The 24,026-nt window shown below is 67.6% G+C and carries 22 protein-coding genes; 4 read left to right on the top strand and 18 right to left on the bottom strand.

All coding sequences use genetic code 11. The annotated features are described in order from the left end of the window. Positions 1 to 60: 60 nt before the first annotated feature. Positions 61 to 1,347, bottom strand: coding sequence for a Glu/Leu/Phe/Val family dehydrogenase (locus AC5LXX_RS03035; RefSeq protein ID WP_124455393.1), 1,287 nt, complete (start codon positions 1,345 to 1,347; stop codon positions 61 to 63). Positions 1,348 to 1,629: 282 nt separating this feature from the next. After that, a complete protein-coding gene (locus tag AC5LXX_RS03030) occupies positions 1,630 to 2,583 on the bottom strand; it encodes a LysR substrate-binding domain-containing protein (RefSeq protein WP_124455392.1) in 954 nt (317 codons plus the stop codon). Positions 2,584 to 2,838: 255 nt separating this feature from the next. Between AC5LXX_RS03030 and purB the strand changes: the two genes are divergently transcribed. Continuing rightward, positions 2,839 to 4,227, top strand: a complete 1,389-nt coding sequence (gene purB, locus AC5LXX_RS03025; RefSeq protein WP_124455391.1) for an adenylosuccinate lyase — start codon at positions 2,839 to 2,841, stop codon at positions 4,225 to 4,227. A 75-nt stretch (positions 4,228 to 4,302) separates the two neighbouring features. On the opposite strand, the gene AC5LXX_RS03020 is transcribed toward purB, so the two are convergent. Then, positions 4,303 to 5,724 (bottom strand): NAD(P)/FAD-dependent oxidoreductase, encoded by a 1,422-nt coding sequence (locus tag AC5LXX_RS03020; protein WP_493410428.1) that lies wholly within the window; start codon positions 5,722 to 5,724, stop codon positions 4,303 to 4,305. 277 nt (positions 5,725 to 6,001) lie between these two features. Here AC5LXX_RS03020 and AC5LXX_RS03015 point away from each other — a divergent pair, with 277 nt between their 5' ends. Continuing rightward, positions 6,002 to 6,649, top strand: coding sequence for a TetR/AcrR family transcriptional regulator (locus AC5LXX_RS03015; protein ID WP_493410427.1), 648 nt, complete (start codon positions 6,002 to 6,004; stop codon positions 6,647 to 6,649). A gap of 74 nt (positions 6,650 to 6,723) precedes the next feature. Here the strand turns inward: AC5LXX_RS03015 and AC5LXX_RS03010 are convergent, their stop codons facing one another. The 4 genes from AC5LXX_RS03010 to edd form a co-directional block, all read right to left on the bottom strand. Next, the gene (locus AC5LXX_RS03010; RefSeq protein WP_493410426.1) at positions 6,724 to 7,227 is read right to left on the bottom strand and encodes a gluconokinase; all 504 of its coding nucleotides are present in this window, start codon (positions 7,225 to 7,227) and stop codon (positions 6,724 to 6,726) included. A 13-nt stretch (positions 7,228 to 7,240) separates the two neighbouring features. Then, positions 7,241 to 8,602, bottom strand: a complete 1,362-nt coding sequence (locus AC5LXX_RS03005; RefSeq protein WP_493410425.1) for a GntP family permease — start codon at positions 8,600 to 8,602, stop codon at positions 7,241 to 7,243. A gap of 218 nt (positions 8,603 to 8,820) precedes the next feature. Then, on the bottom strand, positions 8,821 to 9,447 hold the full coding sequence (gene eda, locus AC5LXX_RS03000; RefSeq protein WP_493410424.1) for a bifunctional 4-hydroxy-2-oxoglutarate aldolase/2-dehydro-3-deoxy-phosphogluconate aldolase: 627 nt from the start codon (positions 9,445 to 9,447) through the stop codon (positions 8,821 to 8,823). A gap of 19 nt (positions 9,448 to 9,466) precedes the next feature. Next, positions 9,467 to 11,323, bottom strand: a complete 1,857-nt coding sequence (gene edd, locus AC5LXX_RS02995) for a phosphogluconate dehydratase (protein ID WP_493410423.1) — start codon at positions 11,321 to 11,323, stop codon at positions 9,467 to 9,469. Positions 11,324 to 11,617: 294 nt separating this feature from the next. Between edd and AC5LXX_RS02990 the strand changes: the two genes are divergently transcribed. Continuing rightward, on the top strand, positions 11,618 to 12,466 hold the full coding sequence (locus tag AC5LXX_RS02990) for a MurR/RpiR family transcriptional regulator (RefSeq protein ID WP_493402318.1): 849 nt from the start codon (positions 11,618 to 11,620) through the stop codon (positions 12,464 to 12,466). A gap of 102 nt (positions 12,467 to 12,568) precedes the next feature. On the opposite strand, the gene AC5LXX_RS02985 is transcribed toward AC5LXX_RS02990, so the two are convergent. The 9 genes from AC5LXX_RS02985 to AC5LXX_RS02945 form a co-directional block, all read right to left on the bottom strand. Further along, complete coding sequence (locus AC5LXX_RS02985; RefSeq protein ID WP_493410422.1) at positions 12,569 to 12,991, bottom strand: CopD family protein; 423 nt, start codon at positions 12,989 to 12,991, stop codon at positions 12,569 to 12,571. A 23-nt stretch (positions 12,992 to 13,014) separates the two neighbouring features. Beyond that, complete coding sequence (locus tag AC5LXX_RS02980) at positions 13,015 to 14,286, bottom strand: glutamate-5-semialdehyde dehydrogenase (RefSeq protein ID WP_493410421.1); 1,272 nt, start codon at positions 14,284 to 14,286, stop codon at positions 13,015 to 13,017. A gap of 167 nt (positions 14,287 to 14,453) precedes the next feature. Continuing rightward, positions 14,454 to 15,548, bottom strand: a complete 1,095-nt coding sequence (gene holA, locus AC5LXX_RS02975) for a DNA polymerase III subunit delta (RefSeq protein WP_124455381.1) — start codon at positions 15,546 to 15,548, stop codon at positions 14,454 to 14,456. A gap of 18 nt (positions 15,549 to 15,566) precedes the next feature. Beyond that, positions 15,567 to 16,118: an LPS-assembly lipoprotein LptE gene (locus tag AC5LXX_RS02970; RefSeq protein ID WP_322083753.1), complete on the bottom strand. Its 552-nt coding sequence runs from the start codon at positions 16,116 to 16,118 to the stop codon at positions 15,567 to 15,569. A 38-nt stretch (positions 16,119 to 16,156) separates the two neighbouring features. Next, a complete protein-coding gene (gene leuS / locus AC5LXX_RS02965; protein WP_124455379.1) occupies positions 16,157 to 18,751 on the bottom strand; it encodes a leucine--tRNA ligase in 2,595 nt (864 codons plus the stop codon). A 181-nt stretch (positions 18,752 to 18,932) separates the two neighbouring features. Further along, positions 18,933 to 19,391 carry an ExbD/TolR family protein gene (locus AC5LXX_RS02960; protein WP_493410420.1) on the bottom strand — a complete coding sequence of 153 codons (459 nt, stop codon included), beginning with the start codon at positions 19,389 to 19,391 and terminating at the stop codon, positions 18,933 to 18,935. Positions 19,392 to 19,415: 24 nt separating this feature from the next. After that, a complete protein-coding gene (locus AC5LXX_RS02955) occupies positions 19,416 to 20,084 on the bottom strand; it encodes a MotA/TolQ/ExbB proton channel family protein (RefSeq protein WP_124455377.1) in 669 nt (222 codons plus the stop codon). A gap of 17 nt (positions 20,085 to 20,101) precedes the next feature. After that, complete coding sequence (dapB, locus tag AC5LXX_RS02950; RefSeq protein ID WP_124455376.1) at positions 20,102 to 20,899, bottom strand: 4-hydroxy-tetrahydrodipicolinate reductase; 798 nt, start codon at positions 20,897 to 20,899, stop codon at positions 20,102 to 20,104. A gap of 63 nt (positions 20,900 to 20,962) precedes the next feature. After that, positions 20,963 to 21,763, bottom strand: a complete 801-nt coding sequence (locus AC5LXX_RS02945; RefSeq protein WP_124455375.1) for an outer membrane protein assembly factor BamE — start codon at positions 21,761 to 21,763, stop codon at positions 20,963 to 20,965. A 141-nt stretch (positions 21,764 to 21,904) separates the two neighbouring features. Between AC5LXX_RS02945 and fur the strand changes: the two genes are divergently transcribed. Then, entirely contained in the window at positions 21,905 to 22,333 is a 429-nt protein-coding gene (gene fur, locus AC5LXX_RS02940; RefSeq protein ID WP_006400349.1) for a ferric iron uptake transcriptional regulator, read from the top strand. A gap of 113 nt (positions 22,334 to 22,446) precedes the next feature. On the opposite strand, the gene AC5LXX_RS02935 is transcribed toward fur, so the two are convergent. Both AC5LXX_RS02935 and alc read right to left on the bottom strand, forming a co-directional pair. Then, positions 22,447 to 22,980: an ureidoglycolate lyase gene (locus tag AC5LXX_RS02935; RefSeq protein ID WP_124455374.1), complete on the bottom strand. Its 534-nt coding sequence runs from the start codon at positions 22,978 to 22,980 to the stop codon at positions 22,447 to 22,449. A gap of 14 nt (positions 22,981 to 22,994) precedes the next feature. Then, the gene (alc, locus tag AC5LXX_RS02930) at positions 22,995 to 24,002 is read right to left on the bottom strand and encodes an allantoicase (RefSeq protein WP_493410419.1); all 1,008 of its coding nucleotides are present in this window, start codon (positions 24,000 to 24,002) and stop codon (positions 22,995 to 22,997) included. Positions 24,003 to 24,026: the final 24 nt, after the last annotated feature.

Genomic DNA, 24,026 nt, shown 5'->3' with positions numbered 1-24,026 from the left:
CCGCGAGGGTTCATTTCCGCAATCGGATGGATTGCGTCATGAATTGATCATAGTTGACGATCAGGGGTAGAGGCCGCGCATTTCGCGCGCCATCAGGATGCGCTTGCACGCGACGATGAACGCCGCCGTACGCACCGTCACCTTGTGCTCTTCCGCGACCGCCCACACGCCGGCGAACGCTTCGCGCATCACGCGCTCGAGGCGGTGGTTGATCTCGTCTTCCGTCCAGAAGAAGCTCGAGAAATCCTGCACCCACTCGAAGTACGACACGGTCACGCCACCCGCGTTCGCGATCACGTCGGGGATCACGAGCACGCCGTTCGCGCTCAGGATGTCGTCCGCCGCCGTCGTCGTCGGGCCGTTCGCGCCTTCGACGATGATCTTCGTGCGGATCTTCGCTGCGTTCTTCTCGGTGATCTGGTTTTCCAGTGCCGCCGGGATCAGGATGTCGGTCTCGACCGTCCAGAACTCGTCGTTCGGCATCGGCTCGGCGCCTTCGAAGCCCGCGACACCGCCCGTGCGGGCGACGTGGTCGAGCAGCTTGTTCGAATCGAGGCCGCCCGGCTGGTAGATCGTGCCCGTGTGATCCTGCACCGCGATCACCTTCGCACCGGCTTCCTGGAACAGCTTCGCCGCGATGCCGCCGACGTTGCCGAAGCCCTGCACCGCGATGCGCGCGCCTTCGATTTCCAGGCCCTTCTTCTTCGCCGCTTCGGAGCCGACGACGAACACGCCGCGGCCCGTTGCTTCCTTGCGGCCGAGCGAACCGCCGAGCGCGATCGGCTTGCCGGTCACGACGCCGGTCGACGTCTGGCCCTGGTTCATCGAGTACGTGTCCATCATCCACGCCATCACCTGTTCGTTGGTGTTGACGTCCGGTGCCGGAATGTCGGTGTTCGGGCCGATGATGATGCCGATTTCGCTGGTGTAGCGGCGCGTGACGCGCTCGAGCTCACCACGCGACAGCTTGCGCGGGTCGACGCGGATGCCGCCCTTCGCGCCGCCGTACGGCACGTTCACTGCTGCGTTCTTCACGGACATCCATGCCGACAGCGCCATCACTTCCGACAGCGTCACGTCCTGGTGGTAGCGCACGCCGCCCTTGCCCGGGCCGCGCGACACGTTGTGCTGCACGCGATAGCCTTCGAAGTGCGCGACGGTACCATTGTCGAGCTCGATGGGGCAGTCGACGATCAGGATGCGCTTCGGACGCTTCAGCGTTTCGAGCCAGCGCGACAGCGAACCGAGGTACGGTGCGACGCGATCGACCTGCTGGAGGTAGTTGCCCCACGGGCCGAGATCGTCGGCGTGCAGGTAGGACGGGATGGACTGCTGTTGCGAAGACATGGATGCTCCAACGTTCAACGAAGTGCGCACATTGTCGAAAAACCCGTTTTTTTTATCCAATGCCGTTTGCTTATTCGATTATGCGTTTCTTGCATGATCGCGATTTTTCGCAAATCCGCGGTCGATTTGCGCAAGAACGCCCGCGATCAGCCGTGCATCGCGTCGGCGAAAAATCGAAGGGAATGCGTGCGGGCCGGCCGCCGGACAGCCGTCCGACAGGCGCCGCAAGCGTGCCGTCAGCCGGCCGCGCCTGACCGGCCGCGGAAAATTAACCGCCGGCGGTTAATGCGTGGTGTCGCGCAGCTCGTCGCGCACGACGTCCCATAGCGCACGCACGAGCTTCTGGCGCGGATCGTCGCCCTGCAGCGCGAGCTTGTCGCAGTACAGCCGGATCTCCATCGTCAGCGTGAACGGATGCGCGCCGCCGCGAACCGACCGGTCGAGCCGGATCAGGCGGCCGCCCGCGACCGCATCCTCGACCGCGCTGTGCGGCAGGAACGCGACGCCGTGGCCCGCGAGCGCCATCGCCTTCAGCCCTTCGGCCATGTCGGTTTCGTAGACGCGGTCGAGGAACAGCCGCGTCGGCGCGTTCGCGATGATGACCTCGGTCATCCGGCCGAGATACGCGTTCGGCGTATACGACAGGTACGGCACGCGCGCATCGGCCGCGCCGGGCAGCGTATAGCGCGGCCGGCCCGCGCGGCCGGGCGCCGAGAACGGGCTGATCGGCTCGCTGCCGAGGATCAGCATGTCGTAGCGCGCCGGGTCGAGCGCGACGGGGTGGCTCGGGTGGTGGTAGCCCATCACGAGATCGCAACCGCCCTCGACGAGCGACAGCACCGCGTCGTGCACGTTCAGCGCGCGCAGCCGCGTGTGGACCTGGCCCATCTTCGCCTCGATCCGCTGCAGCCAGCGCGGGAAATACGTGAGCGACAGCGTGTGCGGCACCGCGAACTCGATCGTCGGCACCGGCGCGCCGACGTGGCCGCGCAGCAGCGTGCGCGCCTCGTGCGCCTGCGACAGCATCGTCAGCGCCTGCTCGTAGAAGATCTGGCCGGCCTGCGTGAGCCGCGTCGGATAGACCGAACGGTCGATCAGTTCGGTCGCGAGCCATGCTTCCAGCGCCTGGATCCGCCGCGAAAACGCCGGCTGCGACACGTGCCGCAGTTCGGCGGAGCGACTAAAGCTGCGCGTTTCCGCGAGCGAGACGAAGTCTTCGAGCCATTTCAGTTCCATGCAGGCGGGCGCGGCGGGCGGCGGTCGGGAAGAAGCCTGCATTCTACCGGCGGGCGGGGCCGGCCGGCGGCTTGGCGCGCGGCCCGGCGGGCCTGCGCGGGCGAGCGCCGGCACGCCATTCGTGCACCGCCCGAGCATCGCTCGCCCGTGGCAGCCGCGGCTGGACCGGTTCGGCCGGGATCGCCGCGCGCCAATGGTAAAATGCCGGATTCTCCTTCCCTCGTTCGCCCCGGCCCCAAAAGGCCCTGCCCGATCATGTCCGACACTCGTCCCGATACGCTTTTCGCCCTCACCGCGCTCTCGCCCATCGACGGCCGCTACGCCAGCAAGACCGAAGCGCTGCGCGACTGGCTCTCCGAAGCCGCCTTCATGCGCCACCGCGTCACCGTCGAGGTGCACTGGCTGATCGCGCTGTCGCGCGCCGGCTTCGCGGAAGTCCCGCGCTTCTCCGATGCGTCCGAGCAGTTCCTGCTGCAGCTCGCCGAGCGCTTCACCGCGCACGATGCCGCCCGCATCAAGGAAATCGAGCGCGTGACGAACCACGACGTGAAGGCCGTCGAATACTGGCTGAAGGAATCGGTGAAGGGCCAGGCCGAACTCGAGAAGGCCAGCGAATTCATTCACTTCGCGTGCACGTCCGAGGACATCAACAACACGTCGCACGGGATGATGCTCGCCGGCGCGCGCGAACACGTGATCCTGCCGGCACTGCGCACGGTCTACCAGCGCCTCGTCGCGCTCGCGCACGCGCACGCCGAGCAACCGATGCTGTCGCGCACGCACGGCCAGCCGGCCAGCCCGACGACGCTCGGCAAGGAACTCGCGAACGTCGCCGCGCGTCTCGCCCGTGCGATCACGCGTATCGAGAAGGTCGAGATCCTCGGCAAGATGAACGGCGCGGTGGGCAACTTCAACGCGCATCTGTCCGCGTATCCGGAATTCGACTGGGAAGCGTTCTCGCGCGACGTGATCGAAAACCGCCTGAAGCTCACGTTCAACCCGTACACGATCCAGATCGAGCCGCACGACTACATGGCCGAGCTGTTCGACGCCGTCGCGCGCGCGAACACGATCCTGCTCGACCTCGACCGCGACGTGTGGGGCTACATCTCGGTCGGCTACTTCAAGCAGAAGACGAAGGCCGGCGAAATCGGCTCGTCGACGATGCCGCACAAGGTCAACCCGATCGACTTCGAGAACTCGGAAGGCAACCTCGGCCTCGCGAACGCGACGCTGCGCCACCTCGCCGACAAGCTGCCGGTGTCGCGCTGGCAGCGCGACCTGACCGACTCGACGGTGCTGCGCAACATGGGCGTCGCGCTCGGCTACTCGCTGCTCGCGTACGACTCGCTGATCCGCGGCCTCGACAAGCTCGAAGTGAACCCGCAGCGCCTGAACGAAGATCTCGACAACTGCTGGGAAGTGCTGGCCGAGCCGGTGCAGACGGTGATGCGCCGCTACGGCATCGAGAACCCGTACGAGCAGCTGAAGGAACTGACGCGCGGCAAGGGCATCACGCGCGAAGCGCTGCAGGAGTTCGTCGGCACGCTCGCGATCCCGCAGGACGCGAAGGATCTCCTGCTCGCGATGACGCCCGCGTCGTACATCGGCAAGGCCGTCGAACTCGCGAAGCGGATCGCGTAAGCACCGCCGTCCCTGCACGTAAAAAAGCCCGATGCGAGCGATCGCATCGGGCTTTTTGTTGCCTGCCTCAGCCGGTCAGAACGAAATCATCCGCCCCGGGTTGAGCGCGCTCATCACGCTCATCGCGGCCTTCGCGGCGGGAATCGCGATCGGCGACAACTGCCGGCCGAGCGGAATTGCGCGGTGATCGATGCCCGTGAGCATCGAGAAATCGTCGTTGCGACCGACGAAATCGTCGCAGATCGCCTTGCCGATCCGCACCGTCTGCGCGACGCCGTGGCCGCTCCAGCCCTGCACCATGTACATCGGCACGCGGCCGTCGGTCTTGCGGCTGTCGGTGGCGCCGTTCAGCGTGAAATCGCTGACGCCGCTCCAGCAGTAGTCGAGCGCGAAGCTGCCGTCGGCCTGCGGAAACACCGTGTTCAGCCGCGTCAGCAGATACGCATTGACGTCGGGCTGCGCCCAGCAGCTGCCGGTGCCCTGCCCGCCGAACAGCAGCCGGTTGCCGCGCACCGGCCGGTAGTAGTCGATCTGGAACTGCGTGTCGTACACGGGCATGCCGGCCGGCATCAGCGTCGCGACATCGACGTCGAGCGGCGCCGTCACGCTCACGTACGTGAAGAACGGCACCGTGGTCGCCGTGCCGTCGTCGAGCAGCCGGAACGTCGTGTTGTGCAGCGCGAGCACGACACCCTTGCGCGCGGTGATCGTGCCGCCCGGCGTCGTCGCAACGACGCCTGCCGGCGTCTCGTCGAGTTCGAGCACCTCGGTGCCCTCGAACAGCGCGCCGCCGTTCAGCCGGAAGCCGTGCACGAGGCCGCGCACCAGCGCGAGCGGATGGATCTGCCCGCCGAGCGCGTCGATCGCCGCGCCATGGTACAGCCCCGAGCGCACGTATTCGTCGTGCAGCTGATGGCGGCCGACGAGCGTCACGCCCGCGTCGCCGAGATGACGGCGCGCATCCGCGCCGTCGAGCAGCGCGCTCATGTGGCCGGGGTGAACGGCCGCCGTGACGTGGCCGCGCTTGCGGTCGAGCTCGAGCGCGTAGCGCGCGCCGATCGCATCGATCAGGTCCATCGATTCGGCCGATGCGAAACGCCACAGCCGCTTCGCGTCGTCGTGCGACAGGTGGTCGATCATGTCGGCCGCTTCCCAGCGCGCGAGGCCGGGCGTCAGTTGCCCGCCGTTGCGGCCGGACGCGGCCGAGCCGACGTGATGCTTGTCGACGAGGATCGTGTCGACGCCCGCTTCCGCGAGATGCAGCGCGGCCGATGCGCCGAGCAGCCCCGCACCGATCACGAGCACGTCGCACACGGCGTCGTGCGCAAGCGGCGCGCCGTTCGCGTGGCGCGACAGCGACGCCTCGTACCAGTTGGCCGGACGCTCGCTGTCGTAGCGGGCCGGGTCGCACCAGTTCCAATTGTCCTGCTCGATATTCAGTTGCGTGGGTTCGAAACGCGATTCGCCCTGGATCAGGGGTTTGTTGTTGGAAGTCATGATTGCACTTGCATGGTCTTGGGCCGCCTGTCGAAGAGCCGTTTGGCTTCGCGGGTGGGGCAGCCGGTTCCACTTGGGTGTCAACGAAATAAAGGGCGCGATGGCCCGTGTTGACGGCAGGCACGCTCGTGTCTGCCTGGATCCCGGACCGTGCGAAAGCACGCATTGAAAGGTGCCGGGACACCCAATTTCTACACCGCAGAAATAATTCTACAGTGTAGAATAAGCTTTCGTCAAGTTTACAGCCGGCGCCGCGCCGGCATGCCAGCCCGCCTCGATGAAAGACAAACCCGCCCAGGGCCCGCGCGGCCTCGACAAGGACGCGATCGTCGCGGCCGCGCTCGCGCTGCTCGAAGACGTCGGCGAAGCCGCGTTCAGCGTGCGCAAGCTCGCGCAGTCGGTCGGCTGCGACCCGATGAGCGTGCTGTACCACTTCAAGTCGAAGGACGGCCTGAGCCGCGCGATCGCGAACGCGCTGTCGCGCTCGCTCGTGCCGGTCGACCCGTCGCTGCCGTGGCGCGAGCGGCTGCGCGACCTCGCGCGCCAGTACCGCGCACTCGCGCTGCGCTACCCTGCCGCGTTCGCGCTGCTGCAACGGCACATGAGTACCGGGCCGGCCGATCTCGCGCATATCGAGGCCGTACATCGCGCGCTGACCGACGCCGGCATCCCGCGCGCGGCGCTGCCGTCGGTGTGCGTCGGCTGGTATGCAAGCGTGATCGGCCTGGCCGCCGCCGAAGCCGGCGGCCTCACGCGTGCCGCGAACGACGTCGAGCTCGCGGAGATGAACGCACTGTCCGACGCCGCGCATCCGCTCGTCAAATCGGCCGCCCCGCTCTATGCGCAGCTCGATCCTGCGGTCGTGTACGACACGATGCTCGACGTGCTGCTCGACGGCATCGCGCAACGCGCACGCCCGGCCTGACCGGCGTTCGCGCCGCCACCAACGAAAAAGGCGCCCGAAGGCGCCTTTTCCATGACGATTGCCGCGAACCGCGCTCAGTGCTGCTGCGCAATGCCGATCTTCAGCATGACATGATCGACGATCTGCTCGGGCGTCAGCTCGATGCTGACCTCGATCGCTTCGTCCGGGCCCGGCTCCTCGAGCGTGTCGAGCTGGCTCTTCAGCAGCGACGGATCGAAGAAATGGCCGGTGCGGCTCTTCAGGCGCTCTTGCAACACCTCGAACGAACCCTTCAGATACACGAACCGCACATCGGTGTCGGTGCCGCGCAGCACGTCGCGGTACGACCGCTTCAGCGACGAGCACGTGAACACGGCCGTTTCGCCGGCATGCTGCTTTTCCTCGATGGCCGCGCGGATCGTGCGCAGCCACGGCCAGCGGTCGTCGTCGGTCAACGGAATGCCGTTGTGCATCTTCTCCTTGTTCGCCGCGCTGTGAAACGCGTCGCCATCGGTATAGCTGCACGACAGGCGTTCCGCCAGCATTTCGCCGATCAGCGACTTGCCTGCGCCCGACACGCCCATTGCGATCAGAATCATTGACTACCCCTTGTTACAAAACCATGCTCAGCAGCAGCGTAAAGCCCAGACCAAGCACTGAAATGATGGTTTCGAGCAACGACCAGGTCTTGAACGTCTGACCGACCGTCATCCCGAAGTATTCCTTGATCAGCCAGAAGCCGCCGTCGTTCACGTGCGAGAAGATCAGCGAGCCCGAGCCCGTGGCGAGCACCAGCAGCTCCGGGCTGACCGTCGTGCCGGCCGCCGCCGCGATCGGCGCGACGATGCCGCAAGCCGTCGTCATCGCGACCGTCGCCGAACCCGTCGCGAGACGCATCAGCGCCGCGACGAACCAACCGAGCAGCAGCGGCGACAGGTGCGCGTGCTTCGCGGTCTCGACGATCTGCTGCGAGATCCCGCTGTCGCGCAGGACGCCGCCGAAGCCGCCGCCCGCGCCGACGATCAGCGTGATCCCGGCGATCGGCGCCAGGCACTCGCTGCAGAACTTCTGGATCTGGTCGCGGTTGAAACCCTGCAGCTTGCCGAACGTGAAGAAGCTCACGAGCACGGCGATCAGCAGCGCGACGTCCGAGTTGCCGGCGAAGCGCAGCAGGTTGTTCGGCAGCGACTTCGGCGTGAACACCAGGTCGGCCCAGCTGCCGACGAGCATCAGCACGACGGGCAGCAGGATCGTGAACAGCGTGATGCCGAAGCTCGGCAGTTCGCGCTTGCTGCCATCCGTACGCGAATCGACGAACTGCGCGGCGAGCGGGTTGTTTTCCGGCAGCTTCACGAACTTCGAGATCGTCAGCGCGAACAGCGGGCCCGCGATGATCGCGGTCGGCACGCCGACGAGCAGGCCGAACGCGATCGTCTTGCCGATATCGGCGCCGTATTGCTGGACGGCCAGCAGCGCGGCCGGGTGCGGCGGGATCAGGCCGTGCACGACGGACAGGCCGGCCACCATCGGCAGGCCGACGACGAGCAGCGACTTGCCGGTGCGCTTCGCGACGTTGAACGCGATCGGGATCAGCAGCACGAAGCCGACTTCGAAGAACACCGGCAGGCCGACGATGATCGCGACGAACATCATCGCCCAGTGGATGTTCTTTTCACCGAACCAGTCGATCAGCGTGGTCGCGATCCGTTCGGCGCCGCCCGATTCGGCCATCATCTTGCCGAGCATCGTGCCGAGGCCGACGACGATCGCGATGTGGCCGAGCGTGCCGCCGGTGCCCGTCTCGAACGACTTGACGATCTTGTCCATCGGCATGCCGACGACGAGACCGAGGCCGAGCGAAACGATGATCAGCACCAGGAACGGGTAGATCTTGTAGCGCGCGATCATCAGGATCAGCGCGGCAATCGCGATCAGCGTGAATACGAGCAGCATGCTGCCTTGGACAGCCCCCATGTGGCACTCCTCCTAGAATTGTTCGAACCGGGCGAGTTGTAGCGAGTATGCCCGGCTATGCGAGTCTCCGAAACACGGGGGGTACCCACCCCGTCAGGACGCTGAATTTTACTTATCTTTGCGGCCTGCGGATAGAACCGGTTCCATCAGCAAAAACCCTCGGAAAAACAAGCACTAACGCTTGCTTCCGAGGGCCGATTCTTCATTTCATACAAGTATTAACGGAGCAGCTGGCTCGCGGCTTGCGCGAGGCGCGTGACTTCGGCCCAGTCCTGCGCGGCGAGCGCGGCCTTCGGCGTGAGCCACGAGCCGCCGACGCACACGACGTTCGGCAGCTTCAGGAAATTCGGCGCGGTGTCGACCGTGATGCCGCCGGTCGGGCAGAACTTCAGCGCCGGGAACGGGCCGTGGAACGCCTGCAGCATCGGCACGCCGCCCGCCTGCTGCGCGGGGAAGAACTTCACGATCTCGTAGCCGAATTCGAGCGCCTGGATGATGTCGCTCGGCGTCATCACGCCCGGCAGCAGCGGCAGGCCCGCGTCGAGCGACGCGAGGTGCAGTTCCTTCGTCAGGCCCGGCGACACGCCGAACGTGGCGCCCGCGCGCTTCGCCTGCGCGCAGTGCTCCGGCTTCGTGATCGTGCCGACGCCGACGACGATGTCGTCCGCGAGCTGGCTCGCGCGCTGGATCGCCTCCAGGCCGGCCGGCGTGCGCAGCGTGATCTCGAGCACCTTCACGCCACCCGCGTGCAACGCGCGCGACACGTTTTCACCCTGCTCGACCGAGTCGAACGCGAGCACCGGAATGACCGGGCCCAGCTTCACGATTTCAGCAATCGTCTTCATTGAATTGGCTCCTTGAAATTCATGCGGCGACGTGGGCGGCCGTTTCGCCGACCAGCGTCCCGAAAACCGATGCGCCCTGCTCGGCCGGCGCGGCGGCCGCGCGGAACACGCCGAACAGTTCGCGCCCGAACCCGACCTCGTTCTCAGCCTGGTGCTGCGGCTGCGCGACCGGGCGCGCACGCCACTCGGCGTCGTCGACCTCGATGTCGAGCACGCCGGCTTCCGCGTCGATCACGAGCGTATCGCCCGTCTTCACCTTGCCGAGCGGGCCGGCCAGCAGCGCTTCCGGCGATACGTGGATCACGGCCGGCACCTTGCCCGACGCGCCCGACATGCGGCCGTCGGTGACCAGCGCGACATGGAAGCCCTGATCCTGCAGCACGCCGAGCAGCGGCGTCAAACGGTGCAGCTCGGGCATCCCGTTCGCACGCGCGCCCTGGAAGCGCACGACCGCGACGAAATCGCGCTTCAGCTCGCCGCGATCGAACGCTTCCTGCACGGCTTCCTGCGAGTCGAACACGATCGCCGGCGCCGTCACCTTGCGGTGCTCGGGCGCGACCGCCGAGATCTTGATCACGCCGCGGCCGAGCCGGCCCTGCATCAGGCGCAGGCCGCCGTCCGGCTGGAACGGCTCGCGAATGCCGCGCAGCACCTTCGTGTCGTGGCTCTCGGCCGCGCCGTCGACCCACGTCAGCTTGCCGTCGATCAGCTTCGGCTCCTTCGTGTAGTGCGTGAGCCCCTTGCCGGCGACCGTCGTCACGTCCTCGTGCAGCAGCCCGCCTTCGAGCAGGTTGCGCACCAGGAACGCGACGCCGCCCGCCGCGTGGAAATGGTTCACGTCGGCCTTGCCGTTCGGGTAGATCTTCGCGAGCAGCGGCACGACGGCCGACAGCTCGTCGAAGTCGTTCCAGTCGATCAGGATGCCGGCCGCGCGGGCGATCGCGACGAGGTGCAGCGTGTGGTTGGTCGAGCCGCCCGTCGCGAGCAGCGCGACGATCCCGTTGACGATCGCCTTCTCGTCGATCACATGGCCGATCGGCGTGTAGTGGCCGCGCTCGACGGTCAGGTCGAGCACGCGGCGCGCGGCCTCGGCCGTCAGCGCGGTGCGCAGCGGCGTGTGCGGATGAACGAATGCCGAGCCCGGCAGGTGCAGCCCCATCAGCTCCATCAGCATCTGGTTGCTGTTCGCGGTGCCGTAGAACGTGCAGGTGCCGTGGCCGTGATACGCGGCCGATTCGGCTTCGAGCAGCGCGTCACGGCCGACCTGGCCGGTCGCGAACTGCTGGCGGATCTTCGCCTTGTCGTCGTTCGACAGGCCGCTCGTCATCGGGCCGGCCGGCACGAAGATCGTCGGCAGGTGGCCGAACTGCAGCGCGCCGATCAGGAGGCCCGGCACGATCTTGTCGCAGATGCCGAGGCAGAGCGCCGCGTCGAACATGTTGTGCGTGAGCGCGATCGCCGTGCCCATCGCGATCGCTTCGCGCGAGAACAGCGACAGCTCCATCCCCGGGTTGCCCTGCGTGACGCCGTCGCACATCGCCGGCACGCCGCCCGCGAACTGGGCGACGCCGCCGTTCTCGCGCGCGGCCGCCTTGATGATCTCGGGGAAATCCTTGTACGGCGCATGCGCGGACAGCATCTCGTTGTACGAGGACACGATGCCGATGTTCGGCTCGCGAATCGCCTTGATCGAGAACTTGTCGTTGCCTTCGAGGCCCGCGAAGCCGTGCGCGAGGTTGGCACACGACAGCGCGCCGCGTGCCGGAAACTTGCCCTGCGCGCCGTCGATGCGCTGCAGATAGGCGGAACGGGTCGATTGGCTGCGGGCGATCACGCGTTCGGTGACCTTCGCCAGAGTGGGGTGCAGCGACGTCATGCTGGGCGCTCCTGTATGCCGGCCGACACCGGCGGTTGGAATCGTGGGGACGGTCGAGCTTCGTCGATCGAACGAAGCCAGTCTAGTAGAAAAACTACAAGCATGCAATGTGGATCGAACGACACGCAACCCTCATTCCCGCTACCAGCAAGGCATTAACTAGTGAAAACCCTAATTACGCCTGTTACAACCGCATCAAAAGCTCGACGATGACGCTAGTATTTTCGTGTAGATTTTCTACAATTCGATTGCGATACACTCGCTCATCCGAACCCGATTTCCACATGCCGTCCCATGCTGCCTCGCATTGAAGCGATCCGCGCCGACCTGCGCCCCTCCGAGCGCAAGCTCGCCGACTACATCCTCGCCGCGCCGCGCGAGGTGCTCGACCTCGCGATGACCGAGCTGTCGACGCGCGCGGGCGTCAGCCAGCCGACCATCGCGCGCTTCTGCCAGGCGCTCGGCTGCAGCGGCTTTCGCGAATTCAAGATCCGGCTCGCGCAGAGCGTCGCGCCGGGCGTGTCGTCGGTCTACCGCGACGTCGAGCCCGACGAACCGGCGCCCGGCATCATCGGCAAGGTGTTCGACCGTACGATCGGCGCACTGATCGAAGTGCGCAACAGCCTGTCTGCCGGCAGCGTCGCCGAGGCGATCGCGCTGCTGTCGAACGCGTCGCGGATCGAGTTCTACGGCGCCGGCGGCTCGGGTATCGCCGCGCAGGACATCCAGCACAAGTTCTTCCGGCTCGGCGTGCCGAGCGTCGCGTACTCGGATCCGCACACCTTCTCGATGTCGTCGGCGCTGCTCGGGCCGCACGACGTCGTCGTCGCGATCTCGAACACCGGCCGCACGCGCGACATCGTCGACGCCGCACGCTCCGCGCTCGCATGCGGCGCGAAAGTCGTCGCGATCACGCAGAGCCATTCGCCGCTCGCGAAGCTCGCAACCGTGAGCCTCGCGTCGAACGTCGCCGAGGAAACGGACGTGTTCTCGCCGATGACGTCGAGGATGTCGCATCTCGCGATCGGCGACATCCTCGCGGTCGGCGTCGCGCTATCGCGCGGCCCCGCGCTGATGGAACGGGTCGGCCGCGCGAAGGAAGCGATCACGCGCCGCCGGATCGACGACGGCACGAAGGATTGAACCGGCGCCGCGCGAAACGCAACAGCACGTAAACGCACAACGGCGCCCCTCGGGGCGCCGTTGTGCATGCAGCTGCGGCAACGTACCGGCCGGCCGCGCCGTTCAGAACGGCTTGATCACGACCAGCGCGACGGCCACGAGCATGCCGAGCACCGGCAGCTCGTTGAACACGCGATACCACTTGTCGGTGCGGCGGTTCTCGCCGCGCTCGAACACGCGCAGCAGGTGCCCGCAGTACGCGTGGTAGATGATGAGCAGCAGCACGACCGTCACCTTCGCGTGAATCCAGCCCTGCCCCTGCCCGATGCCGATCACGAGCCAGAGCCACAGCCCGCAGGCGAGCGCCGGCACCGCGATCATCGTCATGAAGCGGAACAGCTTGCGTGCCATCAGCAGCAGGCGCCGTACCGCGGCCGGATCGGTCTCCATGGCCAGGTTCACGTAGATGCGCGGCAGGTAGAAGAGCCCCGCGAACCACGCGGCGATCAGAACGATATGGAACGTCTTGACCCAGAGCATTGCCATCGATTGTGCGCCTCGCGGTTGACTTACTGACGGCCTTCGCCGTGCCCGAGCACGACGTACTTCAGCGACGTCAGCCCTTCCAGGCCGACGGGGCCGCGTGCGTGCAGCTTGTCGTTCGAGATGCCGATTTCCGCGCCGAGGCCGAATTCGAAACCGTCCGCGAAGCGCGTCGACGCGTTGACCATCACGCTCGCCGAATCGACTTCGCGCAGGAAACGCATCGCGCGGTCGTGATCCTCGGTGACGATCGCATCGGTGTGATGCGAGCCGTAATGGTTGATGTGCTCGATCGCGGCGTCGAGGCCGTCGACGACCTTGATCGCGAGCACCGGCGCGAGATATTCGGTGTGCCAGTCTTCCTCGGTCGCGTCGACGAGCGGGCCGACGCCCGCATCGGCGAGGACCGCGCGCGCAGCCGCGTCGACGCGCAGCTCGACCTGCTTGTCGCGATACAGCTTGCCGAGCGGCGGCAGCAGCGCGGCCGCGATGCCGCTCGACACGAGCAGCGTCTCCATCGTGTTGCAGGTGCCGTAGCGATGCGTCTTCGCGTTGTCGCAGACGGTCAGCGCCTTGGCGAGATCGGCGCGATCGTCGACGTACACGTGGCAGATGCCGTCGAGGTGCTTGATCATCGGCACGCGTGCCTCGTTGATTAGGCGCTCGATCAGGCTCTTGCCGCCGCGCGGCACGATCACGTCGACGAATTCGGTCATCGTGATCAGCTTGCCGACCGCCGCGCGATCGGCCGTCGCGACGACCTGCACCGCGTCCTGCGGCAGCCCGGCCGCCTCGAGCCCTTCGCCGATCAGCTTCGCGAGCGCCGCGTTCGATTCGAGCGCTTCGGAGCCGCCGCGCAGGATCGTCGCGTTGCCCGACTTCAGGCACAGCGCGGCCGCGTCGATCGTCACGTTCGGGCGCGATTCGTAGATGATGCCGATCACGCCGAGCGGCACGCGCATCTGGCCGACCTGGATCCCGCTCGGGCGGTACTTGAGGTTGCCGATCTCGCCGATCGGATCGGCCAGCGACGCGACCTGGCGCAGCCCTTCGACCATCGTCTTCAGCGCCTTGTCCGACAGCGTCAGGCGGTCGACGAACGCTGCATCGAGCCCCTTTTCACGGGCGCGGGCGACGTCACGCGCGTTTGCGTCCTTCAGCACCTGCGCGTCGCGTTCGATCGCGCGGGCCACTGCGTCGAGCGCCGCGTTCTTCGCGGCCGTGCTGGCGCGCGCCATCGCGCGGGAAGCGTGCCGGGCGCGACGGCCCAGGTCGGTCATGTACTGATCGATATCCATCGTGTGACTCGAGAAGCGAGCCGCGCGGGGCGGCATGAATTCGTGGGGAAGCGTGGCATGGCCATCGGCGGGACGGCCATCCGGCGAAGCAGCGGCCGGGAGGCCGCGCCAGCAATCAAAACATTGTAAGCGGGTTGCGCAGCGCGCGCTGGAGGCCCTGACGGGACTTAGCGTCGCACACGACCCGCGGTCGGCGGTCGCTCGCCGCGCGCGCCCGCGACCGTCATCGCGAGCTGGAACAGCCCGTCCCACGGATCGGGCGGTGGTTCGTCCTGCGTGCGGCGGCCCGGCGCGACGGCCGTGAGCCCCTTGACCTGCCGGTCGAGCTTCGCGGCGAACGCGAGCGCCTTCTCGAGCACGCCTTCCGACACGCGGTTCAGCGCGGGGCCGATCAGCCGCTCGCGCGGCCCCCACACGCGGTTCTCGCGCAGCAGCGTCGCCAGCGGCTTGCCGGCCGTCGCGCCGCGCTTGATCCGCAGCAACGTGCGCAATTCCTCGACGACGGCCCACATCACGAGCACGATCGCCTCGCCCTCGCCCTTCAGCCCGTCGATCATCCGCGCGAGCCGCGCGGCGTCGCCGGCGAGCATCGCTTCGTTCAGCTTGAAGACGTCGTAGCGCGCGACGTTCAGCACCGCGTCGTGCACCTGCTCGAACGACAGCGCGCCTTGCGGATACAGCAGCCCGAGCTTCTGGATTTCCTGGTGCGCGGCGAGCAGGTTGCCCTCGACGCGCTCGGCGATGAACTGCAGCGCACGCCGCCCGTCGTCGCCGGGTGCGGCACGCTGGCCCTGCATCGCGAGACGCTGGCCGATCCAGTTCGGCAGTTGCGCGCGGTCGACCGGATCGATCTTCAGCGCGACGCCGCCGTTCTGCAGCGCGGTAAACCACGCGGATTTCTGCGTGGCCGCATCGAGACGCGGCAACGTGACGAGCATCAGCGCGTCGGGGTTGGGCGTGGCCGCGAGCGTCTTCAGCGCATCGGCGCCTTCCTTGCCGGGCTTGCCCGACGGAATGCGCAGCTCGATCAGCTGACGCTCGCCGAACAGCGACATCGCCTGGGTCGCGCCGAGCAGCACGCTCCAGTCGAAGCCGCGCTCGACCGTATGCACCGAACGCTCGGTGAAGCCGGCCGCGCGCGCGGCCGCACGAATGCGGTCGCACGCTTCCTGCGCGAGCAGCGGCTCGTCGCCGAAGACGGTATAGAGCCCGGCCAACCCCTTCGCGAGGTGCGGCTCCAGCGCATCAAGTCGCAATTGCATCGCTACGTGCGCCGTCGATCAGAGCGGCGGCGGCGGCAGCGGCGCGCGCGGCGCCACGCCCGGCACCACGTCCTCCGGCGCCGGCGTCAGCGAGTGGACGATCGCGAGACGCCGCATCAGCTGGTCGACCGCATCGTTCTGCATGTCGCCGTACAGGATGTCGGCTTCCTGCGCCTTCGCGTTCGTGTACTGGTCGCTGTACGTCATCGCGCGGTTCAGCGCGATCGCGCTCGGCGGGATCAGCACGGTGCCGTCCTTGCTCGTCAGCGTGTAGTTCAGCGTATAGAACAGTGCGTATTCCTGCGCCGAGCCGTACTTGTTGAGCGTCAGCGTGTTCTGGCCACGCGACTCCCACATGCGCAGCACGGCGTCGGCGTCGTCCGCCGACTTGACGATCTTCGTGTCGCTGCCGGCCTCGACGAGGCGCACGAGGCGCGCCTCGACGGGCGCCGGCGCGCCGGCCACCAGCAGGTGCTTGAACGCGTAGTCCTGCTGGCCGCGCAACTGGAAGCCGCATGCCGACAGCGCGACCGCGCTGCCGACGAGCATCAAAAACGATCTGCGGATCACCTTCGCTCCTTCTGGGTACGTCCGATGGCCGGCGGCCGTCAGACGACGATGTTCACGAGGCGGCCCGGCACGACGACGATCTTCTTCGCCGGCTTGCCGTCGCTGAACTTCGCGAATGCCTCGTCGGCCACTGCCGCGGCTTCGATCGCCTCGCGGCTCGCGTCCTTCGCGACCTTCAGCGCGCCGCGCACCTTGCCGTTCACCTGCAGCACGAGTTCGATCTCGGCCTGCTCGAGCGCGGCCTCGTCGACCTTCGGCCACGGCGCGTCGAGCAGCGGACCGAATTCGTCCGCATAGCCGAGTGCCTTCCACAGCTCGAACGTGACGTGCGGCACGACCGGGTACAGCACGCGCAGCAGCACGCCGTACGCTTCGCGCAGCACGCCGGGCGTCGCGCCCTTCGCGCCGTCGATCGCGTTCAGCATCTTCATCGTGGCCGACACGACCGTGTTGTACTGCAGGCGCTGGTAGTCGAAATCGGCCTGCTTCAGCACGCTGTAGATCTCGCGGCGCAGCGCCTTGTCGGCTTCGCCGAGCGCGGCTGCATCGAAGCCCGCACGGGCGGCGAGCGCTTCGCGGTTGCCGTAGCCGAAGCTCCACACGCGGCGCAGGAAGCGGCTCGCGCCTTCGACGCCCGAGCCCGACCACTCGAGCTGCTGCTCGGGCGGTGCGGCGAACATCACGAACAGGCGCGCGGTATCGGCGCCGTACAGGTCGATCAGCACCTGCGGATCGACCCCGTTGTTCTTCGACTTCGACATCTTCTCGATGCCGCCGAGCACGACCGGCTCGCCGTCCGCGTTCAGCGTCGCGCCGACCGGGCGGCCCTTGTCGTCGTGCGTGACCGTCACGTCGGCCGGGTTGTACCAGGTCTTCTTGCCCGATGCGTCTTCGCGGTAGAACGTCTCGTTCAGCACCATCCCCTGCGTGAGCAGGTTCTTCGCCGGCTCGCCGAACTTCACGAGGCCGAGGTCGCGCATCACCTTGGTCCAGAAGCGCGAATACAGCAGGTGCAGGATCGCGTGCTCGATGCCGCCGATGTACTGGTCCATCGGCATCCAGTAATCGGTGCGCGCGTCGACCATCGTGTCGGCGTCCGGCGCCGTGTAGCGCGAGAAGTACCACGACGAATCGACGAACGTGTCCATCGTGTCGGTTTCGCGCTTCGCGGCCGCGCCGCACTTCGGGCACGAACAGTTCAGGAACGCTTCCGACTTCGCGAGCGGGTTGCCCGAGCCGTCCGGCACGAGGTCTTCCGGCAGCACGACCGGCAGGTCCTGCTCCGGCACCGGCACGTCGCCGCACGACGGGCAGTGGATGATCGGGATCGGCGTGCCCCAGTAGCGCTGGCGCGATACGCCCCAGTCGCGCAGGCGCCACGTGACCTGCTTGTCGCCGAAGCCGCCGGCGTTCAGGTCGGCCGCGACCGCATCGACCGCTTCCGCGTAGCGCAGGCCGTCGTACTTGCCGCTGTTCACGCAGACCGCGGTTTCCTTGTCGCCGTACCACTCCTGCCATGCGTCGAGCGAGTACGCCTGGCCTTCGGCCGAGATCACCTGCTTGATCGGCAGGCCGTACTTCTTCGCGAACGCGAAATCGCGCTCGTCGTGGCCCGGCACGCCCATCACCGCGCCTTCGCCATAGCTCATCAGCACGTAGTTGCCGATCCACACCTCGACCGGCTCGCCGGTGAGCGGGTGCTTGACCGAGAAGCCCGTCGCGACGCCCTTCTTCTCCATCGTCGCGACGTCGGCTTCGGCGACGCCGCCGCGCTTGCATTCGTCGATGAACGCCTGCAGTTCCGGCTTGCCCTGTGCGAGGCGCGTGGCGAGCGGGTGCTCGGCCGCGATCGCGCAGAACGTGACGCCCATGATCGTGTCGGCGCGCGTCGTGAACACGCGCAGCAGCGCCTGCTCGCCGTCGAGTTCGTACGGGAAGCCGAAGTTCACGCCGAAGCTCTTGCCGATCCAGTTCTGCTGCATGATCTTCACGCGCTCGGGCCAGCCGAGGCCGTCGAGGTCGTTCAGCAGCTCATCGGCGTACTGCGTGATCCGCAGGTAGTACATCGGGATCTCGCGCTTTTCGACGAGCGCGCCCGAGCGCCAGCCGCGGCCGTCGATCACCTGCTCGTTCGCGAGCACGGTCTGGTCGACCGGGTCCCAGTTCACGGTGCCCGTCTTCTTGTACGCGATGCCCTTCTCGAGCATCTTCAGGAACAGCCACTGGTTCCACTTGTAGTAGTCGGGCTTGCACGTCGCGATCTCGCGCGACCAGTCGATCGCGAGGCCCATCGACTGCATCTGGCCCTTCATGTAGTCGATGTTGTCGTAGGTCCACTTCGCGGGCGGCACGCCGTTCGCCATCGCGGCGTTTTCGGCCGGCATCCCGAACGCGTCCCAGCCCATCGGCATCAGCGTGTTGTAGCCGTTCATCCGCAGATAGCGGTACATCACGTCGTTGATCGTGTAGTTCCGCACGTGACCCATGTGCAGCTTGCCGGACGGGTACGGCAGCATCGACACGCAGTAGAACTTCGGCTTCTGCGAATCTTCCTGCGTCTTGTAGGCATCGGCTGCGCGCCAGTCGCCCTGGGCGGCGGCTTCGACGTCGGCGGGTACGTATCTTTCGTGCATGGTGTGGTTCGGGCTAGGCTTTAAGCGGCGCGACGGCTCGCGCGCAGAAGTGGATCGAAAGGCGTGCTTGCCCGGCGCAGGAACAGGCGGGCTGCTTCCGGGCCGGGAAAAACGTCGATTATACCGCCCGCGCCGGCCCGCACGGCCGGTCTCGCGGGCCGGGGCCCGCAACGACGGCGTGTCAGGGTTTCGGCGCGGCGGCGGCCGGGGCGGCAGCGCCGGCCTGCGGCGGCATGTCGGTCACGAAGCCGATCCGCGTGAGGCCCGCGGCCTGCGCGGCGCCCATCACCTGCGCGATCACGTCGTAGCGCGTCGCGCGCGATGCGCGCAGCCGCAGTTCGGGCGGCGTGCCGCCCTCGGCGGCGGCCCGGAAGCGCGCGGGCAGTGCGTCGAGCGCGACGGGCGTGTCGTCCCAGTACAGCTTGCCAGCGTCGTCGATCGACAAGGTGACGGATTGCGGCGTGTCGCGCGCGACGCTGGCCGCGACCTTCGGCAGGTCGAGCCGGATCGCGTGCGTCATCAGCGGCGCGGTGATGATGAAGATGACGAGCAGCACGAGCATCACGTCGATCAGCGGCGTCATGTTGATCTCCGCCATCGGCGCGGACGTCTTGTGGTGCTCGAGCCCGCCGAATGCCATGGTCGCTCCTCCCGGGGCCTTGAGTCAGGCGCCTTCCGCGCACACGAACACGTGCAGGTCGCGCGCGAAACCGTCGAGTTCCTCGGCGAGCTGCCGGACGAGCCGCCCGAGGATGTTGTAGGCCAGCACCGCCGGAATCGCGACGACGAGTCCGAACGCGGTCATGATCAGCGCCTCGCCGACCGGCCCCGCGACGTTCTCGATCTGCGCCTGCCCGCTCGCGGCGATGCTGCCGAGCGCGTGATAGATGCCCCACACGGTGCCGAGCAGCCCGACGAACGGCGCGGTGCTACCGATCGACGCGAGCAGCACCTGGCCGAATTCGAGACGCCGCTGCGAGCGCAGCATCGCGTGGCGCAGCGCACGCAGCACGCGTTCGCCGCGCTCGACGCGCGCGGCCAGCGCGGCCGGGTCGTGGTCGCCAGCGGCGTCGCGCGCGGCTTCGGCGAGCGGCACGAACACGCGCTCGCGATCGGCGCCGGCGAGCGCGGCGATGCCCGCGTCGAGCGACGGCGCGCGCCAGAACGCGGCGAGCGCACGCGGCCCCTGCCGCTTCGCGCGGACCAGGAGCCAGGCTTTCATGAAAAGGAAGCACCAGCTGGCGACGGACATCGCCAGCAGGACATAGGCGACCGCATGCGTGATCGCATCGCCGCTTTCAAGGTAGTGGACAACGCCGGTGGGTATCGCCATCGGAGTTTCCCCGTGGGTCAGCGCAGGCCGAGCACGTCCTGCATGTCGAACAGGCCGGCGCCGCGCGCCGACAGGAAGCGGACCGCGCGCAGCGCGCCCTGCGCGTACGACACGCGGCTGGACGACTTGTGCGTGATCTCGATGCGCTCGCCGACGCCGGCGAACAGCACGGTGTGGTCGCCGACGATGTCGCCGCCGCGCACGGCCGCGAAGCCGATCGACGACGGATCGCGCTCGCCCGTCACGCCGTGGCGGCCGTAGACCGCGCACTCGTCGAGCGAGCGGCCGAGCGCGCCGGCGACGGCTTCGCCCATCATCAGCGCGGTGCCCGACGGCGCATCGACCTTGTGGCGGTGGTGCGCCTCGATGATCTCGATGTCGTAGCCGTGCGAGAAATGCTGCGCCGCGAATTCGAGCAGCTTCAGCGTGACGTTCACGCCGACGCTCATGTTCGCCGCGAACACGATGCCGATCTTGCCCGCAGCAGCCTGCAGCTCGGCCTTCTGCTCGGCGGTGAAGCCGGTCGTGCCGATCACGAGCTTCACGTCGTGGCGCAGCGCGGCCGCGATGTGGGCCATCGTGCCTTCCGGGCGCGTGAAGTCGATCAGATAGTCGGCCTGCGCGAACACGGCGTCGAGGTCGTCGGTCAGCTTGATCCCGGTTTCCTTGCCGAGGAACGCACCGGCGTCCTGGCCGAGGAACGGTGAATCGGCGCGGTCGAGCGCGCCGACGAGCTGCGCGTCGGGTTCGTTGAGAACGGCTTCGATCAGCATCCGGCCCATTCGGCCCGATGCGCCGGCAATCGCAATCTTCATGGCTTTCTACACGACAGGTCTAAAGGCGGGCGGCGCGAGCCGCCCTGGTTCCGCAAGCCGGGCTTACTGCGCCGGCGCGGTGAGCGGCTGGTTCTGCAGGTTGTCGGAGCCTTGCGGGCCGACCGGCGGCGACGCCTCGTTCGACACGTTCGGCTGCGGCGGACGATGGAACTGGAACTGCGGCTGGATCGCCGGCGCGGCGCCCGGCGGCTGGCCGCCCGGCACCGGCGCGCCGCCCGAAGCCTGCGCGGCCGGCGTGAACCGGCGCGACCCCGAACCCTGCCCCGACACCTGGTTGGTCGCGCGGTTCGCCGCGCGGGCAGCCTGTGCGTTCGCATCCTGGTCGACCACTGCGCTGGCCGCCGGGCTGGCGACAGCCTCGGGCGCCGGCGCGTTCGCCGCTTGCGCAGCGCTCGCGGCGGCGGCTTCGGACGCCTTCTTCGCCGCTGCGGCAGCCTTCGCCTTCTTGCCGCCGCGGTCGCCGTCGATGTCGGCCAGCAGGTCGAGCTCGGACGGCAGGTTGTCGGCGCCGCTCCAGCTCGCGAGACGGTCACCCGAGAAAGTCACCACGAGGTCGCGCTGCTGGACGATCGACGTCGAGCCGCGCTTGAAGTAGAAGAGGTAATCCCAGCGATCCGCGTGGAACATGTCCGCGAGCAGCGGAGTGCCGAGCAGCGCGCGGACTTGCTCGCGCGTCATGCCGGCCTGCAACTGCGCGGCTTTCTCCTGCGACACGAAGTTGCCCTGCACGACGGTGATCCGATAGGGCGTGATGCTCTGCGCAATGCGCTGCGTCACGCTGTCGTACGACGAACAACCCGCCAGCGCGACGACGGCGGCGGCAGCGATGATGGCACTCCGCATGCGACTCCTCTGAAAGTGCGAAAGCGATTCTGGGATCATTTCCTTCACCGTGCTGGCCCGCGAACAGGCCGCGCGTGTTTCTGGAACGGCGAAAAGCCGGTAACATTGAAGCCCTGCATTGTACTCTAGGGACGCCTAGCCATGACCAATCCGACGGATCTCAAGAATATCGGGCTAAAGGCCACCCTACCGCGCCTCAAGATTCTCGAGATCTTCCAGCAGAGCCCGGTACGCCACCTGACCGCAGAAGACGTCTACCGCAACCTGCTCAACGAGCAGCTCGACATCGGGCTCGCCACCGTCTACCGCGTGCTCACGCAGTTCGAGCAGGCCGGCCTGCTGTCGCGCAGCAACTTCGAATCCGGCAAGGCCGTGTTCGAGCTGAACGAAGGCTCGCACCACGACCACCTCGTGTGCCTCGATTGCGGCCGCGTCGAGGAATTCTTCGATGCCGAGATCGAAAGCCGCCAGCAGGCGATCGCGAAGGAGCGCGGCTTCCGGCTCCAGGAGCACTCGCTCGCGATGTACGGTTCGTGCACGACCGAGAACTGCCCGCACCGCAAGCACTGATCGCTGATTCGCGCGCGTCACGCACGCAGCACGGCCCGGCCGGCATCTCGCCGCCCGGGCCGTGGTTCTTTTCGGGTCGGGTCGGGTCGCGTCGCGCGGGCCGGCCGCAACGCTTACGAATGCCCTTCGACGCTCGCGCAGGCCGGCTCGAACTCGAGCGCCCAGGCGACCTCGAGCGGGATCTCGTCGCAGTTCGGTTGCGGGCCGCCGCGATCGACGATCACGAAATCGCTGACCGCGTCGAGCGCGAGCAGCGGATGGTGCCAGACGCCCTTCGCATAGTTCACGCCCTGCCAGCCCTCGGCGAGGAAAGCGCGCATCGCGTCGGGCCGGAAGTCACCGGCCGGCGCGACGACGATCGCATAGCGCGACACGGCCGCGAGCGGGATGAACGCCTGGCTGCCGTGCGGATGGCGCTCCATCAACGTGACCGCGACCGGCAGCGCGCGCGGCTGCGCGCGAAACACGCTGACGAGCGGCCGGCCGCCGTCCGCGCACACGTCGATCGTCGCGAGATCGTGAAAGCGCTCGGTCGTGCCGCCGTTGATCGGGAAGTGCCGCGCGCCTTCGAGCGCGATCACGTCGCCGAACGGCGCGAACGCCTCGCGGGTCAGGCGCTCGACGCGCAGGATGCGGGATCCGGTCATGACGTCGCCCTCCTTCAGGCCGGCTCGCCCCACAGACGCAGGCGCGACACGCCGCCGTCCGGGAAGATGTTGAAGCGCACGTGCGTGACCGGGCCGAGCGCGGCGAGCTGATCGAACGTGTGCACGTGATCCATCTGCAGCTTCTGTTCGCCGAGCAATTCGGCCCAGAACATCGCCTGCGTGACGAGCGAATCGTCGGTGCCGCCCGTGACGTGCGCGGCCTGCAGCGAGCAGCGGTCGGGGAAGTTGCCTTTGAAGAACGCCGTGTCGACCTCGACGCGCCGGATGATGCCCGGCCGCGCGAGCGCGACGATCGCCCAGTCGTTGCCGGGCTCGCGGCGCCGCCGCGTTTCCCAGCCGTCGCCCATGTTCGCGCCGCGCCCCGGCATCAGCATCTGCGACGCCGGCCCGAAGTGCTGGTTGTTTGCGGCCACCAGATAACCGCCATTCTCGATCGCCGCGAGATCGACGAGCTCGCCGGCCGGCACGTGACGCCAGTCGCGCTGCGGCTGGCCGTACACGCGCAAGCGCGCGAGGCCGCCGTCCGGATACAGGTTCACGCGCAGGTGCGTGACCGGCCGCGCGTCGTCGACGCTCACGTAATGATGCGAATTGCCCTGCAGCGTCGTCGCGGGGACGATCGTGCGCCATTCGGTGCCGTCGGGCGGCGTGTCGCCGTCGACCGCGCACGCCTCGATCGACGCGGCCGGCGGGAAGTTGCCGGTGAAGTGGCTCGTATCGAGATCGACGCCGTAAATCACACCCGGCCGCGCGAGGCGCACCACGCAGAAATCGTGGCCGGTCGTGCGCTTGCGGCGCGTTTCCCAGCCGTCCATCCATTTGCCGTGGTCGTCGTACTTGCCGGGAATGAACACGGCCGGCTCCGGATTCAGCATGCGCTCCTTCGGCGCGAAGAATTCGTCGCTGGCGAGCAGCGCCTGCGCACCGAGGCGCGGGTCGGCGAGGTTCATGTAACGCCGCGTGAAAGCCGGCGCGTTCGGATCGAGGATGGGGGCTGCCATGTCGTCTCCATTATTTTGAGAAGC

The organism is Burkholderia torrens, from assembly GCF_984668525.1.
The sequence above is the reverse complement of the archived record's forward strand: the minus strand, read 5'-3'. Positions and strand labels throughout refer to the sequence as shown.